General features: G+C 52.0%; 20 protein-coding genes. 13 read left to right on the plus strand and 7 right to left on the minus strand.

The annotated features are described in order from the left end of the window. The 3 genes from ACZ5N7_RS00130 to ACZ5N7_RS00140 are packed head-to-tail and all read left to right on the plus strand — an operon-like array spanning position 1 to position 1,023. Entirely contained in the window at positions 1–342 is a 342-nt protein-coding gene (locus ACZ5N7_RS00130) for a restriction endonuclease subunit S (protein ID WP_464656292.1), read from the plus strand. Beyond that, complete coding sequence (locus ACZ5N7_RS00135; RefSeq protein ID WP_464656294.1) at positions 339–704, plus strand: hypothetical protein; 366 nt, start codon at positions 339–341, stop codon at positions 702–704. Before ACZ5N7_RS00130 ends, ACZ5N7_RS00135 begins: the two co-directional genes overlap by 4 nt. Continuing rightward, positions 643–1,023: a hypothetical protein gene (locus tag ACZ5N7_RS00140; protein WP_464656295.1), complete on the plus strand. Its 381-nt coding sequence runs from the start codon at positions 643–645 to the stop codon at positions 1,021–1,023. Before ACZ5N7_RS00135 ends, ACZ5N7_RS00140 begins: the two co-directional genes overlap by 62 nt. An 87-nt stretch (positions 1,024–1,110) precedes the next feature. Here the strand turns inward: ACZ5N7_RS00140 and ACZ5N7_RS00145 are convergent, their stop codons facing one another. Continuing rightward, positions 1,111–2,064 carry a beta-ketoacyl-ACP synthase 3 gene (locus ACZ5N7_RS00145; protein ID WP_464659372.1) on the minus strand — a complete coding sequence of 318 codons (954 nt, stop codon included), beginning with the start codon at positions 2,062–2,064 and terminating at the stop codon, positions 1,111–1,113. 215 nt (positions 2,065–2,279) lie between these two features. On the opposite strand from ACZ5N7_RS00145, the gene ACZ5N7_RS00150 reads away from it, so the two are divergent. Beyond that, positions 2,280–2,537: a YqkE family protein gene (locus ACZ5N7_RS00150; RefSeq protein WP_464656297.1), complete on the plus strand. Its 258-nt coding sequence runs from the start codon at positions 2,280–2,282 to the stop codon at positions 2,535–2,537. A gap of 117 nt (positions 2,538–2,654) precedes the next feature. On the opposite strand, the gene ACZ5N7_RS00155 is transcribed toward ACZ5N7_RS00150, so the two are convergent. After that, a complete protein-coding gene (locus ACZ5N7_RS00155; RefSeq protein ID WP_464656299.1) occupies positions 2,655–2,897 on the minus strand; it encodes a hypothetical protein in 243 nt (80 codons plus the stop codon). 177 nt (positions 2,898–3,074) lie between these two features. Between ACZ5N7_RS00155 and ACZ5N7_RS00160 the strand changes: the two genes are divergently transcribed. Both ACZ5N7_RS00160 and ACZ5N7_RS00165 read left to right on the plus strand, forming a co-directional pair. Further along, positions 3,075–3,587, plus strand: a complete 513-nt coding sequence (locus ACZ5N7_RS00160; RefSeq protein WP_464656301.1) for a KGG domain-containing protein — start codon at positions 3,075–3,077, stop codon at positions 3,585–3,587. A 441-nt stretch (positions 3,588–4,028) separates the two neighbouring features. Then, positions 4,029–4,796 (plus strand): sugar phosphate isomerase/epimerase family protein, encoded by a 768-nt coding sequence (locus ACZ5N7_RS00165; RefSeq protein WP_464656303.1) that lies wholly within the window; start codon positions 4,029–4,031, stop codon positions 4,794–4,796. Positions 4,797–5,235: 439 nt separating this feature from the next. On the opposite strand, the gene ACZ5N7_RS00170 is transcribed toward ACZ5N7_RS00165, so the two are convergent. Beyond that, complete coding sequence (locus ACZ5N7_RS00170; RefSeq protein ID WP_464656305.1) at positions 5,236–6,294, minus strand: tartrate dehydrogenase; 1,059 nt, start codon at positions 6,292–6,294, stop codon at positions 5,236–5,238. Positions 6,295–6,480: 186 nt separating this feature from the next. On the opposite strand from ACZ5N7_RS00170, the gene ACZ5N7_RS00175 reads away from it, so the two are divergent. Continuing rightward, positions 6,481–7,008, plus strand: a complete 528-nt coding sequence (locus ACZ5N7_RS00175) for a DUF421 domain-containing protein (RefSeq protein ID WP_464656307.1) — start codon at positions 6,481–6,483, stop codon at positions 7,006–7,008. 18 nt (positions 7,009–7,026) lie between these two features. Here ACZ5N7_RS00175 and ACZ5N7_RS00180 read toward each other — a convergent pair whose 3' ends face one another. After that, entirely contained in the window at positions 7,027–7,857 is an 831-nt protein-coding gene (locus tag ACZ5N7_RS00180; RefSeq protein WP_464656309.1) for a helix-turn-helix transcriptional regulator, read from the minus strand. A 122-nt stretch (positions 7,858–7,979) separates the two neighbouring features. On the opposite strand from ACZ5N7_RS00180, the gene ACZ5N7_RS00185 reads away from it, so the two are divergent. From ACZ5N7_RS00185 to ACZ5N7_RS00200, 4 genes are all read left to right on the plus strand, one after another. Then, a complete protein-coding gene (locus ACZ5N7_RS00185; RefSeq protein WP_464656311.1) occupies positions 7,980–8,978 on the plus strand; it encodes a Gfo/Idh/MocA family protein in 999 nt (332 codons plus the stop codon). 31 nt (positions 8,979–9,009) lie between these two features. After that, complete coding sequence (locus tag ACZ5N7_RS00190) at positions 9,010–9,942, plus strand: aldo/keto reductase (RefSeq protein WP_464656313.1); 933 nt, start codon at positions 9,010–9,012, stop codon at positions 9,940–9,942. 183 nt (positions 9,943–10,125) lie between these two features. Beyond that, positions 10,126–10,350: a helix-turn-helix domain-containing protein gene (locus ACZ5N7_RS00195; protein ID WP_464656315.1), complete on the plus strand. Its 225-nt coding sequence runs from the start codon at positions 10,126–10,128 to the stop codon at positions 10,348–10,350. Between the two features lie 351 nt (positions 10,351–10,701). Then, on the plus strand, positions 10,702–10,881 hold the full coding sequence (locus ACZ5N7_RS00200; protein ID WP_464656317.1) for a hypothetical protein: 180 nt from the start codon (positions 10,702–10,704) through the stop codon (positions 10,879–10,881). A 142-nt stretch (positions 10,882–11,023) separates the two neighbouring features. Here ACZ5N7_RS00200 and ACZ5N7_RS00205 read toward each other — a convergent pair whose 3' ends face one another. Further along, positions 11,024–11,785, minus strand: a complete 762-nt coding sequence (locus ACZ5N7_RS00205) for a polysaccharide deacetylase family protein (protein ID WP_464659373.1) — start codon at positions 11,783–11,785, stop codon at positions 11,024–11,026. A 152-nt stretch (positions 11,786–11,937) separates the two neighbouring features. On the opposite strand from ACZ5N7_RS00205, the gene ACZ5N7_RS00210 reads away from it, so the two are divergent. Both ACZ5N7_RS00210 and ACZ5N7_RS00215 read left to right on the plus strand, forming a co-directional pair. Further along, positions 11,938–12,750: a divergent polysaccharide deacetylase family protein gene (locus ACZ5N7_RS00210; RefSeq protein ID WP_464656319.1), complete on the plus strand. Its 813-nt coding sequence runs from the start codon at positions 11,938–11,940 to the stop codon at positions 12,748–12,750. A 78-nt stretch (positions 12,751–12,828) separates the two neighbouring features. After that, complete coding sequence (locus ACZ5N7_RS00215; RefSeq protein ID WP_464656321.1) at positions 12,829–13,497, plus strand: DedA family protein; 669 nt, start codon at positions 12,829–12,831, stop codon at positions 13,495–13,497. Between the two features lie 54 nt (positions 13,498–13,551). Here ACZ5N7_RS00215 and ACZ5N7_RS00220 read toward each other — a convergent pair whose 3' ends face one another. Together ACZ5N7_RS00220 and ACZ5N7_RS00225 are read right to left on the minus strand one after the other, a co-directional pair. Beyond that, positions 13,552–14,448, minus strand: coding sequence for a cation diffusion facilitator family transporter (locus tag ACZ5N7_RS00220; RefSeq protein WP_464656323.1), 897 nt, complete (start codon positions 14,446–14,448; stop codon positions 13,552–13,554). A 194-nt stretch (positions 14,449–14,642) separates the two neighbouring features. Further along, entirely contained in the window at positions 14,643–15,374 is a 732-nt protein-coding gene (locus tag ACZ5N7_RS00225) for a superoxide dismutase family protein (protein WP_464656325.1), read from the minus strand. Between the last annotated feature and the right edge of the window lie 218 nt (positions 15,375–15,592).

Below are 15,592 nucleotides of genomic sequence, written 5' to 3' on the forward strand. Positions count from 1 at the left end.
ATGAAGAGGTCAGAGGCGTTTATGGAAATGATGAAGGCGACGGCAAAAATGCAGGAATATATCGCCGATGTGCTTGAGGCAAAGGCAAAAGAAGCGGAAAAGTCGGCGCAGTGGATATGCAATCATCTTTCGCCCTCCGTATATGAGAACAACGAAGCTCATGTGAAAGAGACTCTTGCTGTCCACGAGTCTTTAATTGAAGAGATCGAAAGCCTGACAAGAATGGAGAACGCGTTGGTCAAAAGCCTTCACGCCCTTCTGTCCGATGCGGACGGCGGTTCAAAAGAGATTGGAGGCGGGATGGGCGAGTTTTTCCCGATGGGCGGAGGCCCAAAAGGATGAGTGTCCATGACCAGCAGGACATAGTGAAGCTCGATCTGCTTCGATCCTTGGCCCGCAGCCAGCGGGCTTTGACGAGAATGCTCGAAAGCATGGCGGACTCCTTGGAAGCCAGCAGGCCTCTTTCGAGGCAGTTCGCAGACCATTTGGAAGTCATAGGCCGGTATCAAAAGGTACTAACCCTTCAAATTATGGGATTAAGGATAAAGAAGAGGAGAAGGGGTGTGCCCGCTCCGCCGTGGATCAACCCCCGAATCGCTGTGCAGGGCGAACTCCAGGTCTATTCCATAGGAGGTTTCACTCATGAGCAAAACCCAGAAACCGGCCACATCTATAAAAGCCGGGACCAAGGCACGAAGCCGTAAACTATTGCCGAAGCCCGGGGCAAAGCCGGATAAAACCCGGGCGAAAACAAAGGCCGGCGGCAGCGGGCGTGCAGCCCGTGAAGCCAGTGCGGTAGGAGCCCGTGGAGCCGGCGCGCGTAAAACGCGTAAAGCCAAAGCGGCCGGCAGACACAGCTCCCTCAGAGACCGCTCCCACCTAGACCGCCGCAGATTGGCAAAGCAGTACAATAAAGGGTACGATTGGGGCTACGGCAAAGGCTTTAATGAAGGCTACACCAAAGGGCTTGAAGCAGGCCACGAATGGGCTTACCGTGAATCCGTCACTGCCCCGGGGAGCTGAAAGCCGCCATAAACCCCGCCTCGCTGGGGCCTGGTTGAAACGCTGCAGGCTGCAAACCAAGCATCGCCGCGTATTGCGGGAGAGCCGTCAACCCCACCGGGCGATAACGCCCCCATGCGTCAATCCTCCGCCGAAACCGTACACCAGCAGGCGGTCGCCGGCTTTCACAGTGCCTTCCCTCACGGCCTGGTCCAGTGCGAGCGGGATGGAGGCGGCGGAAGTGTTTCCGTTGAATTCCAGACTGCTCAAGGTGCGCTCCGGAGTTATGCCCGTTTTTTCGCAGAGGGAATCGATGATTCTCATATTGGCGCTGTGAGGAATAAACCAGTCGATGGAGTGAGGGTCGTCACCTGCAGCTTCAAGCAGCTTGCGGATACCCGACGGAACGGACTGGACGGCAAAACGGTAAACCTCCCTGCCGTTCTGCACGATGAATGCCGAGTCCTTCTTCTCGTCCCATTCGGCGGACAAGCCGTTTCTGTACAGCAGCCGGCCGCCGGTGCCATCCGTTTCGAAGTGGTGCGCCAGGAAAGCCCCTCCGCTGTCGTCTCTTTCCACCATAACCGCTCCGGCCGCGTCTCCGAACAAGATGCAGGTGGTGCGGTCGGTGTAGTCGGTGATTTTGGAAAGCGTATCGGCTCCGATCACCAGAACTTTACGGTGCAGCCCTGAGGTGATCAAGCCGTTGGCGATATGCAGTCCGTAGACGAAGCCGGCGCATGCTGCGGAAAGATCCATTGTGCCGGCAGAAGGAATGCCCAGGTGCGCTTGAACCCTGCTCGCGGTATTCGGGAAAGTGTAGTCGGGGGTGGAAGTCGATACGATGATCATTTCCACGTCGTCCAGCGGTGTTCCCCACCGATCGGCCATATTGCGGACCGCTTCTATACATAAGTGGCTTGTGAACTGCTCGGCCGTACTGATTCGCCTTTCCCTGATTCCTGTCCGCTGGACAATCCATTCGTCCGAAGTGTCCACCATGGCTTCGAGGTCTTTGTTGGTCAAAATCCGTTCCGGAACGTAGCTTCCAATTGCGGTCATACGGGAGTAAGAGACAGGCACTACGATCACCTCGCTTTTTTTGGTACTAGATATTAGTATCTGGTACTAAAAATGTAAACCAAATCAAGTCATAAATCAATAGGCATGCGATATTTATTTTGTATATATCCTTAGTTTCTTATCCCAAATTTTCTTTTTCGCACAATATATCAGAGTAAACTGCTATAATAGTTTTCTAAAAAGAGGTGATATGTATGGCGAAGAAAAGAAAGCCCTCAGCTTCGGCTCCCGCCCCTCAAGACAAGCCCGCCACCCTGAAGGATTTGTTGAATCCCGACATTGTCGACAAGCTCAAGGCGCAGGCGGACCGCATGAAAGCCGAGGAAGAAAAGAGGAAGGAAGAAAGCAGACAGCAGGCGGCTGAAGCCTTCAAAGCCGAGCGCAAACGGCTGGACAATAATTTTGAGCATTTGCTTGACAACAGCAGCCTCGACTGGCGTAAATATAAATAACGCGAAGCGGGATAACTGAAGGCTTGATAACAGGTTGTTGCAGCTGCTTCTCGAGCCCCCATACGATCGCTCTCCACAGCACGCAGCAATGGAAATCGTAGGGTAGATAGCCTGGTTTTACAAAGTATAGCCAAGACAAGCGGCAAGCAGGACACCCGCCCACAGGACAAGCTCCCGAAGCAGATTGGAAGCTTTACCCAGTTTACTGCTGAGCATGCTTGGGCCGTCAAGGTCGGCGCTCAAGGCGGAAAAAGCGGAAATCGTGAGGTACAAGGCGGCATTTTTGAATGAAAAAGGATAATAAACAGCGGCCGCAACGCCATTAGCGGTGCCTATTGCGAGATTTGTCGTGCCTTTCATAATACCGACGATTAGAATTGGACGGGATCAAAACACAGACATATGTTTGTGTTTTTTTTTATTTTACAGGCTCCTATGCTTGATGCAAGAATAACTGTGCTTGTTTCATAGAGGGGGGTACAGGTTAAAGAAGAGTACGGTCAACCAGACCAACTAAAACAGAAGGAGTGATTTAGAATGGCACGTAACGAAAATAATGGTAAAATGAGTCGTGAAGAAGCAGGTCGCAAAGGTGGAGAAGCCGTTTCCCGCAGCCAGGACAAAGAGTTCTTCCAGGAAATCGGGCGCAAAGGCGGAGAAGCTACCGCTGAATCGCATGACAAAGAATTCTACCAGGAAATCGGCCGCAAAGGCGGAGAGGCTACTTCTGAATCACACGGCAAAGAGTTTTACGAGGAAATCGGCCGCAAAGGCGGAGAAGCTACGGCTGAATCGCACGACAAAGAATTTTATCAGGAAATCGGGCGTAAAGGCGGAGAAGCTACCTCCGAATCGCACGACAAAGAATTCTATCAGGAAATCGGGCGTAAAGGCGGAGAAGCTACCTCCGAATCGCACGATAAAGATTTCTATGAGGAAATCGGGCGCAAAGGCGGAGAGGCACGCGGAAACTCCGACGGCGGTGACGGCAAAATGAGCCGTGAAGAAGCCGGCCGCAAAGGCGGAGAAGCACGCGCTCGCAACAACTGATACCAATAATTGGCTAATACTCATATCCGGACAGGTGCACAAAGGGAGGGGCCTTCAGGGGCCCCCCTTTGTTCTTTCTTTAGTTCCCCGCTGAGCACTTCTTCAGTAAGCTTCCAATCATTTACTTCTCTTTGCGGGGTAAAGAAAACCGTCACCAGGCGTGGTTAATATGGTATATTTAGAGTAAACTTTCGCATCCAGTGGAGACCACACTACAATTCTGCTCAGCAAAGTTCTGCTCGGCTTCCAAGGCCTGGTCAAGTCCACGCTGCTTTTACGGTCAGCTTGCCCCTTCACACAGCAGGTGAGCAATAATGATGTACGGCGTTTTTTGGGGCGGATCGCTTGTAAAATGAATGCGATTCCAATTATACTTAATTTGTAATCGCATTCATTTTTATGGATATTATTAATTACATAATGATTCGGAGGATTGAACCTATGAAACTCGCCGCGCAGCTGTACACACTGAGAGATTTTCTGAAAACTCCCGAAGAGATAGCAAACGCTTTAAAAAAAGTGAAGGAAATCGGTTATAATGCGGTGCAGGTCTCCGGTCTAGGGCCGATCGACGCCAAAGCGCTCAAGGAGTTGACGGACCGGGAAGGTTTGGCCATTTGCGCGACCCACGTTGGATACGGGGATTTGACGGAAAAGCTGGATGAGGTCATTGAAAAGCACCATCACTGGGGCTGCAAATATGTGGGTTTAGGCGGAATGCCTGAAGAATACCGGTCTTCCGGCGACGGGTATGCGGCCTTTGCCAAAAAAGCATCTGAAATCGGCCGCAGCCTGAGCGAAGCGGGATTAAAGTTCATTTACCATAACCACAATTTCGAACTCGCCAAATTTGACGGAACAACCGGCCTCGATATCCTCATCGAACAATCCGATCCGGACACTTTTGATTTTGAAATCGATGTGTTCTGGATTCAAGCGGGCGGCGGAGACCCGGCAGAGTGGATCCGCAAAGTGGACGGCCGCATGAAAGTGGTCCATCTGAAAGATATGGCTGTGACGACCGGCAGGGAGCAGCGTTTTGCGGAAGTGGGGGAAGGGAATATGAACTTCCCGCGCATTCTGGACGCATGCAGAGAGATTGGCGTGGAATGGGCGCCTGTAGAGCAGGACCAGTGCTATGGGGGCAATCCTTTTCACTGTCTGCGGACCAGCTTTAACAACCTTCGCCAAATGGGCATTGAAGCGTAGGCTTGCGGTGAGCGTTGCTGAGCTGAATAACAGCGTCGAACGTACTTCTTGCAACCCTCGGGCTCTGCCGGCTCTGAGCAGTTTCGACTAATAACAGCACACCGATTTGTCGGGCGATAGCGGATTTCGAGGGCGTTATGCCGCCTGACCCAATACAACTAAACCATGTAACGCCCTTTGGAGGCTTTATATGGTTTAGTTTTCGTTTATCCCGCCTTGTTCGCTCAAATAAGGCCGCGTAAGTCCGTAATTCTTTTGAACCTTGCTTGGAAATTAATAATAACGCCCCGAAAATCCGCTATCCATGCCGGACAGCGCAATAGGCCCCAACCTGCACCCTCTTCAACTTGGCCACGGGGCAGCTGATCGCAATCGTCAAGCACCTTTTATACAGCATGTCCGCGCTCTCGCCTTTTTTCCCCAAACTCTGTCAGAGCTGCTACCGTCTGCGTAAATGATCGAGAATCGAATCGGTCACTTCCTGCGTCGTCGCGCTGCCTCCAAGATCCGGCGTCTTTACGCCCTTGGAGAGCGTATCTTCTATCGCATCCAGAATAAGCTGCCCGATGTCATGGTATCCCATGAAGTCGAGCATCATTTTGCCGGTCCAGATCTGGCCGATTGGATTGGCAATTCCTTGTCCTGCGATGTCTGGAGCGGATCCATGCACAGGCTCGAACATGGAAGGGTACTCCCGCTCGACGTTCAGATTGGCGGCGGGGGCGATCCCGATGCTGCCCATGATCGCGCCGCCCAGATCGGTTAATATATCTCCGAACAGGTTAGAGGCGACGATAACATCGAAGATGTGCGGTCTCATCACGAAGAAAGCCGCCAACGCATCGATATGGGTGCTGGCGAAAGAGGCTTCCGGATATTCCGCCCTGATCTCTCTGAATACGTCGTCCCAGAAAGGCATGCTGTGGGAGATGCCGTTTGATTTGGTCGCGCTTGTTACGTGATTGCGGCGGTTCTTTGCCAGCTCGAACGCATAGCGCATAGCACGCTCCGTCCCTTTTCGGGTGAATACCGCGTTCTGAATGGCCATCTGGTCAGAACCGCTGTGGATACGGCCGCCGATTTCAGAATACTCCCCCTCTGAGTTTTCGCGTACTACAATGAAATCGAAATCTCCGGGCTCCCGCAGCGGAGACTGCAGGCCGCGCAGCAATTTGGCCGGCCTTAGGTTGACCGCTTGCTTCATTTCCCGGCGGATTTTGATCAAGAGCCCCCACAAGGAGACATGGTCCGGCACCAGTTGGGGCATTCCTACAGCGCCGAGAAAAATATGGTTAAAATTGCGCAGCGTCTCTATGCCGTCTTCGTGCATCATCTGTCCGTGCTGCAAATAATACTCGCAGTTCCATGGGAAATTCGTCCATTGAAAAGACAGTCCGCCATGGATTTCCGCTGCCGCTTCCAATACGCGCAGGGCAGACGGGACCACTTCTTTACCGATGCCGTCACCCGGAATAACGGCAATTTCATACAGATTCATCGAGAGCCCCCCTATTGAATGATTGCGTTTTCAAAGATTATATCACAAGAAAAGCTGTGATGGAGAAACTTTCCGGTTTTTGGGTATGCTAACAAAGGATTTGGCTTAACGGATTTTCGCGGAAAGGACACTTCGGGAATGAATTTTGTATGGGAAGCTTAACTCATTTTATTTATCGGGTTCATCTTGCTCAGGATAGCCGGCAAAAAAACGGTGTCGGAAATGACCGGCCTGGAGATCATTACGCTGTTATCGATCGCCTCGGTCATCGGACATGCGGTGTCGGAGAACGGGTTCTGGGAAACGTTTGTGACCTTGTGCGCTTTTATAGCCCTGCTTGTTACGGTCCAGTATTTATCTCTGAAATATAACCTCATAGAAAAACTGTTTATGGGCAAAGCGACGCCTGTTATCCGGGATGGCCGGGTCATCTCCGCGAACCTGAGAAAGCTGCGGATGTCGGTGGACCAGCTTGAAGCCAGGTTAAGGGAAAACGCCATTTCTTCTCTCTCGGATGTAAAAAGCGCCACGATAGAAATGAGCGGCCAGCTCGGTTACGAGCTTGTGAGGGACGCCAAACCGGTTACGGTCGGCGAACTCGAGCTTATTTTGGCGAACCTGGGCTTGATCCAGCCACCAAGTAAGCAAAGCAGTCAGCAGAAGGACAACCTATTCCGGGAACAGGACTACTTGAACGACGTTCCACCGAAATGATGGTTTGCCGAAAAAAACCTACTTCATGTGAAGCATCCGGAACTCGGTTGGGGTCAGCCCTTCGTGCTCCAGAAACTTTTTGTTGAAATAGCTTGCGCTCGGGTAACCGGCTTGTTCGGCGATCTCCTTGACAGTCATCTGGGTCTCGATCAACCGCTGCTTCGCGTACTGCACCCTGCACAAAGTGACGAACATGAGCGGGGTCATCTGCGTCGCTTTGCGGAACAATTTGCAGAAGTAGTAGGAGGTAACGCCGGCTTTCTCCGCCCACTTGTCCAGTTCAAAAGGCAGACAGGCCTGCTCCTGGATGGCGGGCAAAAGCTTGACGATCCTGTCGGTGGATTCAGCGCGTTTGGCCGTCAAGGGAACTGCGTGGAGCATGAACACCGTTAATACGGCATACGTGAGAGTAGACAGCCGGTCGATCCTCAGCAGCTTGTATTCCTCCGCTTCTTCCTGCAGCGCGCTCATTGCTTCCTCCAATTCTTTCGGCTGTTTCACGGTCCACAGATTGGAGCGGTGAAATCCTCTTTCAACCAGAAAAGCCTTCAGCATACCTCCGTAAAAATGCGTCCATCGTATGCTCCACGGATCGTCTTCGGAGTTGTAATACCGCTGCCTCTCGTACGGAAAGTAGAGGAAGGCGTCCCCTTTTTGCAGAGTATGGACGGTGCCGTCAATCTCCACATACCCTTTGCCTTTCAGCACCAAATGCATATTAAAATCATCGCTCGAATTCAAAGGACGGTGCACGCTGTGATGGCTGTTTTCTATATACATTCCAACCGATTCCGGCAGGATAAAATAAGGATGGTCCTTCAGGGTAGGGAGCAGGCTTTGTTTGTCCATACGGCACCTCTAAAGTCAATATTGTTGTATCATTGATTAAAAAAATTTTATTTTCATCTGGTTCGGTACGTTTTATAATGACAATATCATATTACGATTTTGATGAAAAGGAGCTTGATCACATGGGCAGAAAGCTTCGTTGGGGAGTCATCGGCTGCGCAGGCATTGCGGTACGCGCCGTGATCCCCGGAATCCAGCAATCCGCATTAGGGGAAGTTGCGGCCATAGCGAGCCGTGATTTGGAGAATGCCAAAACTACCGCCGAGAAGGCGCAAATCCCGCAAGCATACGGCAGCTATGAAGAGCTCCTTGCGGACCCGTCGATTGAAGCCGTTTACATCCCGCTGCCCAACCACCTTCACAAAGAATGGACGATCCGCGCCGCTGAAGCGGGCAAGCATGTGCTCTGCGAGAAACCGATCGCCCTGAACGCGCAGGAAGCAAGCGAGATGGCGCAAGCATGCGAGCAAGCCGGAGTGAAGCTGGCGGAAGCGTTCATGTACCGCCATCACCCTAGATACGACGCTGTGCGGCAGTTGATCGCGGCAGGTGAGATCGGGGAGCTGCGCGGCATTCGGGGCGCATTTACGTTCAACAATTCGAAAGCGCCCTCCAACGTCCGGTTCCATCAATGGATGGGCGGCGGCTCGATCTACGATGTGGGCTGTTATCCGATTTCGGCAGCCAGGCTGATCACCGGCAAAGAACCCGAAGCGGTTACAGTGCAGGCTTTCTTTTCTTCGGAACATGACCATGTCGATATGATGGCTTCCGGTTTGATCGAATTTCCAGGCCAAGTGGGCTTGACCTTCGATTGCGGAATGTGGGCCGCCGGAAGGAATGTACTGGAGATTCTCGGCACAGACGGACGCATTGAGCTGCCTTCCGCTTTCGTGACGCCGCCTGCCGGCTCCACCAGCTATATCCTGCATGCACGCGGGGAAAGCAGGGAGTTCAAAGAGGAAGCCTTGAACCAGTATTCGTGTCAGGCGGACGATTTTGCCCGCAGCGTGTTCGGCGAAGCGGATCAGAAATTTGTTCCCGACGACGCAGTCCGCAATATGAAAGTGATTGACGCCTGCCTGTTATCGGCAAGGGAACATATTCGCGTCACATTGTAAAAAACAAACTTAATACATGGAGGGATGAACAATGCAATACATATCCATTCAAGGTACCGAGAAGCAGGTGTCCAATCTGGTCATGGGTTCCGACTGGTTCAGGCCGGATACATACGAGCGTTTCTCCAAAATGCTGGACGATTATTTCGCCATTGGCGGAAACGCGATTGACACCGCTTATATCTACTGCGGCGGGGAGAGCGAGAAGATGATCGGCAGATGGATGCAGGAGCGCGGCAACCGCAATGATGTCGTTGTTCTGACAAAGGGAGCCCATCACAACAAAGACGGCCCCCGGGTGAACAAGCAGGCGATCGACGAGGAACTGACGACCAGTCTGGATCGGCTGCAGACAGACCATGTAGAGCTGTATGCGCTGCACCGCGACGACGTGAATATTCCGGTTGCGCACATCATGGAAGCGCTTAACGAGCACAAGCAAGCCGGCCGGATCGGGGCTCTGGGAGCCTCCAACTGGACCTGGCAGCGCCTGCAGGAAGCGAATGACTATGCTGCGGCCAACGGGCTCGCGGGATTCACCTTCAGCTCTCCGAACCTGAGCCTCGCCAAGCCGAACGAACCCCGCTGGGCCGGCTGCGTTTCCGCCGATTTCGAAACCCAGCGCTGGCACGAAGCCAAGCAGCTGCCGCTGCTGTCCTGGTCCTCGCAAGCGGGAGGCTTCTTCTCCGGACGATTCTCGCCGGATGTGCAGGACAACGCAGAGATGGTGCGCGTCTACTACAGCGACGCCAACTGGGAGAGACTGCGCCGCGCGGAACAGCTCGCCAAAGAAAAAGGCGTTACCCCGATCCAGATCGCATTGGCTTACGTGCTGAACCAGCCGTTCCCGACCTGCGCGCTCATCGGACCGCAAACGGCGGAGGAGCTGGAGTCCTGCAATGAAGGGGCTGGCATCCGGTTGACTGCGGAAGAACTGAAGTGGCTGGACCTTTCCGCGGAATAAATTATTCGTAAAACAATAGCAAACTCGGCAAAAAGGAGTATCCTGTGAGGGGTGCTCCTTTTTGTTTTGCACAGCCCATTTTCCGGGAAAACCGCACCATAAGCAGGCGCCTTTCATAATATGAATTTGACTGTATCCCTTTACCTTGAACAAATTAACCCGGGCAAGGAGGGGTGACACTAAATGAAGGGCAACGACCACAAAAACAAATTTTTACTGACTAACCGTGAACGGGAAGTATTCGAGCTTCTGGTCCAGGACAAAACAACCAAGGATATCGCACAGCAACTGTTTATCAGCGAAAAGACAGTCAGGAACCACATCTCTAACGTAATGCAGAAACTCAATGTAAAAGGTCGTTCACAAGCGGTTGTCGAGCTGATCAAGCTTGGGGAATTGACGATTTGAAATAGCTCTTTGGCACCACTCCGCTAAGCCTTCAATGCAGCCTCTCTCAGGGGAGTATCGCATAGGAAGGCTTTTTGAATTGAACGCTCGGAATTCCGCTATATAAGATAGCGACACCATGAAATCAAGAGTTTCATTCGAACACTATGGTAAAGACTAAACCAAGACATAACATTTCACGGACCGGTATCTATAAAATTGGAAGGAGCTAATATGTTGTGGATGACGAGGCGTTGAATAAAATACTGAGGAATCTTCAAATATTGAAAGACAAACAAGTGGAGATGAAGGACGCCATTGCGCATCTGGAGGTTTTGGTTGAGAAAGAACGGCAAATAAGAAAACCGACGAATGACACGGAAAAAGAGGTTTGTTTTTTTCTATCCGATTGAAAATCTGCTAATATCAGCATTTGATGTGAAAGATTTAAAGGCAGGCCAGGAAAGGCAAGAAGCGGCTTTGGGCGAACTGGCGATTACCGTATTACACCAAAGCTCGGCAATTAGAACGTTAAAGCTGATCAACCAATAAATCTCGAATTAGGAAGAAGCTGTCCATTTTTTCTTTGACCCCAAAAAGGACAGCCGCCTCTGCAATGCACTGCCGATACTGCTGAAAGAACCTCTCCCTTGCCGCCTCGCTTTTAGCCGTCCCCACACTCGCAGATGGGGAGTTATTTTTTGGTTTGAACAGGGCTCGGGTTCCTGTATTTTAACAGTTCGCTCACCGTCACAAACCGGTATCCCCTTTGTTCAAGCTCCGGCAGAATCTGTTTAAGTGCTTCTACCGTATCGGATTTCCCTTCGACCCAGTCATGGAAAAGCACGATGTCCCCGTTCCTGGTATTCTTTAAAACTTTCGATGTTATTTTTTTTACCCCAGGCGAGCTCCAGTCCCCCGTGTCTTGATGCCAAGACCACAAAACGACCGTATATCCCGCTTCGCTCGCTGTTTTTACCAGGTTTGCCGAATAAAAGCCGCCGGGCGGACGGAATAAGTTGGTTTTAACACCAGCAATGTTGTAGATCGTTTCCTGGGTTTGATTCAACTGCTGCAGGATGGACTCTTTGGGCGTGTTTTTCCTGAAATAAGGATGGGAGTAGGTATGGTTGGCCAATTCGTGCCCCTCGGCCGCTTCCCGTTTGAGAATGTCCGGATTGCGTACGACTTTGTTCCCCACGACGAAAAACGTCGCATGTGCGTGATACTGCTTCAGTAAATCCAATATTTTCGGAGTATCTTCAGGATCGGGGCCGTCATCGAAAGTCAAGGCAATCACTTTTTCCTTTGTCCGCACTTCCCATACCACTTCTCCCGTAGACTCGTAATAGCGGCGGCTGTTTTTCGGTGCCTCGGCATGTATAGAATCCGGCAGAGCTGTCAGCAAGCATAGTGCAGCAATGATTGCGCGCAACCACACACGAAAATTGTAAATGGTAAACCTCCCCTTTCAGACCGTACAGGATAGCTTTCCCTTAAATCCGGCTTTTATGTTTTTACATCAATTACCAAGTATAGCTGACCCGGCTTTCCAAATACTGATAAGCAGAATCTTCAAACTACAGGATACGGGAAGGGTGTAATGACATGGGCAGTCATGGAGGAACGCACAAGGCACGCCGGACACAAAGGCTGGCTCCGCTGGCTCTGCTTTTGGCTTTGGCAGTACTAGCTTTGGGTAAAACCGCTTTCGCTGAAGGAGAACAGCCCGGAGATCCGAGGGCCGCGATAATAATAGATGACTTCGGCAACGGCATGAAGGGCACAGAGGAAATGCTCAAGCTTCCCATGCCCATCACTGTGGCGGTTATGCCGTTCCTTTCCACTACGAAGCAGGACGCCGAGACGGCTTACAAAGCCGGTTATGAAGTGATCGTACATATGCCGATGGAACCGAAAAGGGGAAAAGCGAGCTGGTTAGGCCCCGGGGCCATAAGATCGAGCATGACGGATGCCGAAATCCGCGAAACGGTAGAGAAAGCTATAGACGATGTGCCGCACGCGATCGGGATGAATAACCACATGGGCTCGAAAGTGACCTCGGATCCCCGGATTATGCGTATTGTGATGGAAGTATGCGCTTCGAGGCATTTGTTTTTCGTTGACAGCCACACGGATCCGCGTACGGTTGCGGGAGCGATGGCCAAGCAGCTCGGCGTGCCGACGATTGACAATGAGCTGTTCCTCGACGATATCCAAACCCCCGTCCACGTGATGAAACAGCTGAACCGGGTCAAGCGGAAAGCGGAGGAAAAAGGCACTTGTGTCGCGATCGGCCATGTCGGTGTGGGCGGATTGGTCACGGCTGACGCTCTCAAGAAAACGGCCGAAAGCAGCACCCCGAGCACAGTGCGCTTCGTTAAGATCACATCGCTCCTTCCGCTGCAGCAGCTTTATTGACAGCATGCGCCATCGGCCGTTTCGCACACAACCTTCGAGCCGATTCCGCTGTGCGGATTGGAAGAAATTGCCCTTTCCATGCTATACTCTAATCAACTGGAGTTTAAAGCGATCTTATACAAAGGGGCAGTGGCCGGCATCGAACATCAAATTTTACAGCTTATATCCCATTATGGGTATGTCGCGCTATTCATCGCGTTGGTTTTGGGCATTGTAGGCCTGCCTGTGCCGGATGACGTGCTGATGCTTTTTGCGGGGTTTATCGTGTCCAAAGGGCAGCTGAATTACCTGGTGACTGTACTGGTTTCCATAACCGGCAGCTTGAGCGGAATGTCCATCTCTTATCTCATCGGCTCCAAATTCGGTTATCCTCTGCTGCACAAATACGGTCCGAAGATCCACATCAGCCTCAAAAGGCTGGAACGGGTGGAGAGATGGTTTGTCAAATACGGGAAAACGGTGCTGGTATTCGGTTATTTTATTCCGGGGGTGCGTCACCTTACGGCTTACTTGTGCGGGATAGGCAAATGGAAATATCACAGCTTCCTTCATTACGCGGTGTATGGGGCTGCTATGTGGGTGCTGACGTTTGTGACGACGGGCTATTATCTTGAGGAAAAATGGAAGCATTACTACCATATGTTCCGACATTACGTTCGCTGGCCGCTGCTGATTTTCGTTGTGGTCATAGCTGCGGCGGTATTGTATATTTTGATTTGGAGAAAAAAGAATCCGGACGAACAATAAGCCTTTCATTCGCTCGCGACAGCGAAACGGAAGGCTTTTGACATGCGGCGGCGGTCAGCGTTCTTCCTCATACCAGGGGTTGAGATGAATCAGCACTTCATCCACATTGGTATGCAGATTCATGATGGAGCTTTTGATCTGTCGGGAAATGTCATGCCCCTCCTGAATGCTCAAGGAAGCGGGGACGCTGACTCTGACATCTACGAGTATATATTGGCCGTGTTCTCTCGCGCGCAGACGGTCCAGCCTTTTTACGTGAGGTACTTTCAGGATCAGCTCGGCGAATGCATTGATCTTTTCCTGGTCGACATTCTTCTCCATCAAAATATCAACGGAGTCGCGGCCGATCTCATATGCGAGTTTCATCACCAGCACAGAGACAACTATGCCCGCCAGAGGATCGCCATAAGAGAGCAGCGGAATACCGAATCTTTCGCCGGTGAGTGAAAGACCGATCCCTACCACGGCGGCAAGGGAAGCGTACACATCCGCCAAGTGGTCGTACGCGGTGGCGATCAGGCCTTTACTGGCGGCTTCACGGCCGATTCTCAGCGTGTAAATGTACAGCCACTGCTTCCAAACCAAAGAGATAAACGCGGCGATAAGTGCGAGCAAATGGGCCTGATGGGCCGGCTGAAACAAGGCTTGGATTGAGCTGTATCCGATGAATAAGGCAGCCAGGCTAAGGATGAAGGCGACGATTCCGGCTCCCACGACTTCGGCTTTTCCATGTCCGTAAGGATGATCGTCGTCGGCCGGCTGGTTGGATATTTTCATGGCCCCGTACGTGGTGGCCGAGGCGATAACATCTCCCGCGTTATGGATGCCGTCGGCGATCAGCACTCCGCTGTTGAATGAAATCCCTGCGACAATTTTGATCCCCGTCAGCAGCACATTGCTTATCAAACTGATGGCTGCAGCAGCCGCGGACCTGCTTTTTTCCAGACTCATTTTTTCTTCCCCTCACCATGTTTATTGCCTAAAGGAAACAAAAACCCTTGACCATTCGGTCAAGAGTTTTCGCGTGGTTCTTCTATATAAAATTCCATATAACGGCAAGTTTATACACATTGAGGTCACCACTTTTTTCGGCATGCCTGCATTATAACACAAAACATCCTGCTGTGCCATGCAGCGGTGTAGCTTTAGTTGTTCTTGATCACTCCGCAGACGACACGGTCGCCGGAATTTCCGGAGGGATCGGTCTTGCCGTCGTCCGGCTTGGCATGTATAACCAGGGCTCGGCCTGCCCCGTCGAGGAGGGAGATGTTTTTGCCGGGACCAAGCGTAACGGATTTGGATGTGATCGTTGTTTTTACATTGCCGTCCTTGTCCGCTTCCACGTTAGGCAAGTCGCCGGCGTGCATCCCCTCCGGGTTATCCATGCCGTGCTTCTTCGAATCAGGGTTCAAATGGCCTCCGGCGGACTTGAAATCCGGGCCTTGGCATGCTCCGGCTTCATGAATATGGATCCCGTGCTGTCCTGGAGTCAAGCCGCTTACATTCAGAGTAATGCTGACAGTGTCGCCCTGGGATTTGAGCTCGGCGGTTCCTGCCTTGTTCATCTGCGTATTAAGCATATCGACGGTGACCGAGGCGGCTCCTTGAGTGGAGCTCTGTGGCGCGTTCGACGGCCCCGTTCCTTGCGCAGAGCCTTGTGCGCCGCTCTGGGAGCCTATGCCGCCTTGCGCAGAGCCTTGGGTTTGTGCCCCGTTCGAGGCTCCCGCTCCTCCCTGGCTTGCGCCGCTCTGGGAGCTGTTGCTTGGATTCCCCGTGTTCTGTTCGCCGGCCGTCGAATGCTTATTCGCATTTCCACAGCCGCCGAGAGCCAGGCCGAATGCCAAGCACAAAACCAGTGGAGCTTTTTTGTCCATCATGCCGCTTCCTCCTTGTATTATCGATTCTTTTACCCAATACCCTTCGGCGCCGCAGATGAAACGGCTTTACACGGGGTTCCCCGCAAAGAAACAGGCATAATCCTCGAAGCTCGTGCATCGCTTTGTGGTTTGATTCCAGCCTCCCCACGGCAGCGGGAGTAATCTTCGAAGGTTTCTGGGTAAAGAGATAGGAAGGAGCGCGAAAACGATAAACTGTG

Source organism: Paenibacillus sp. JCM 18996 (assembly GCF_055392555.1).

Excerpts from the sequence above, each read along its gene's own strand:
- ACZ5N7_RS00160 (WP_464656301.1), top strand. The coding sequence starts at position 3,075 with ATGGCACGTAACGAAAATAATGGTAAAATGAGTCGTGAAGAAGCAGGT.
- ACZ5N7_RS00165 (WP_464656303.1), top strand. The coding sequence starts at position 4,029 with ATGAAACTCGCCGCGCAGCTGTACACACTGAGAGATTTTCTGAAAACT.
- ACZ5N7_RS00135 (WP_464656294.1), top strand. The coding sequence starts at position 339 with ATGAGTGTCCATGACCAGCAGGACATAGTGAAGCTCGATCTGCTTCGA.
- ACZ5N7_RS00170 (WP_464656305.1), bottom strand. The coding sequence starts at position 6,294 with ATGAATCTGTATGAAATTGCCGTTATTCCGGGTGACGGCATCGGTAAA.
- ACZ5N7_RS00210 (WP_464656319.1), top strand. The coding sequence starts at position 11,938 with ATGGGCAGTCATGGAGGAACGCACAAGGCACGCCGGACACAAAGGCTG.
- ACZ5N7_RS00215 (WP_464656321.1), top strand. The coding sequence starts at position 12,829 with ATGCTATACTCTAATCAACTGGAGTTTAAAGCGATCTTATACAAAGGG.
- ACZ5N7_RS00150 (WP_464656297.1), top strand. The coding sequence starts at position 2,280 with ATGGCGAAGAAAAGAAAGCCCTCAGCTTCGGCTCCCGCCCCTCAAGAC.
- ACZ5N7_RS00140 (WP_464656295.1), top strand. The coding sequence starts at position 643 with ATGAGCAAAACCCAGAAACCGGCCACATCTATAAAAGCCGGGACCAAG.
- ACZ5N7_RS00155 (WP_464656299.1), bottom strand. The coding sequence starts at position 2,897 with ATGAAAGGCACGACAAATCTCGCAATAGGCACCGCTAATGGCGTTGCG.
- ACZ5N7_RS00195 (WP_464656315.1), top strand. The coding sequence starts at position 10,126 with ATGAAGGGCAACGACCACAAAAACAAATTTTTACTGACTAACCGTGAA.
- ACZ5N7_RS00225 (WP_464656325.1), bottom strand. The coding sequence starts at position 15,374 with ATGATGGACAAAAAAGCTCCACTGGTTTTGTGCTTGGCATTCGGCCTG.
- ACZ5N7_RS00185 (WP_464656311.1), top strand. The coding sequence starts at position 7,980 with ATGGGCAGAAAGCTTCGTTGGGGAGTCATCGGCTGCGCAGGCATTGCG.
- ACZ5N7_RS00220 (WP_464656323.1), bottom strand. The coding sequence starts at position 14,448 with ATGAGTCTGGAAAAAAGCAGGTCCGCGGCTGCTGCAGCCATCAGTTTG.
- ACZ5N7_RS00180 (WP_464656309.1), bottom strand. The coding sequence starts at position 7,857 with ATGGACAAACAAAGCCTGCTCCCTACCCTGAAGGACCATCCTTATTTT.
- ACZ5N7_RS00200 (WP_464656317.1), top strand. The coding sequence starts at position 10,702 with ATGACACGGAAAAAGAGGTTTGTTTTTTTCTATCCGATTGAAAATCTG.
- ACZ5N7_RS00190 (WP_464656313.1), top strand. The coding sequence starts at position 9,010 with ATGCAATACATATCCATTCAAGGTACCGAGAAGCAGGTGTCCAATCTG.
- ACZ5N7_RS00145 (WP_464659372.1), bottom strand. The coding sequence starts at position 2,064 with ATGACCGCAATTGGAAGCTACGTTCCGGAACGGATTTTGACCAACAAA.
- ACZ5N7_RS00130 (WP_464656292.1), top strand. The coding sequence starts at position 1 with ATGAAGAGGTCAGAGGCGTTTATGGAAATGATGAAGGCGACGGCAAAA.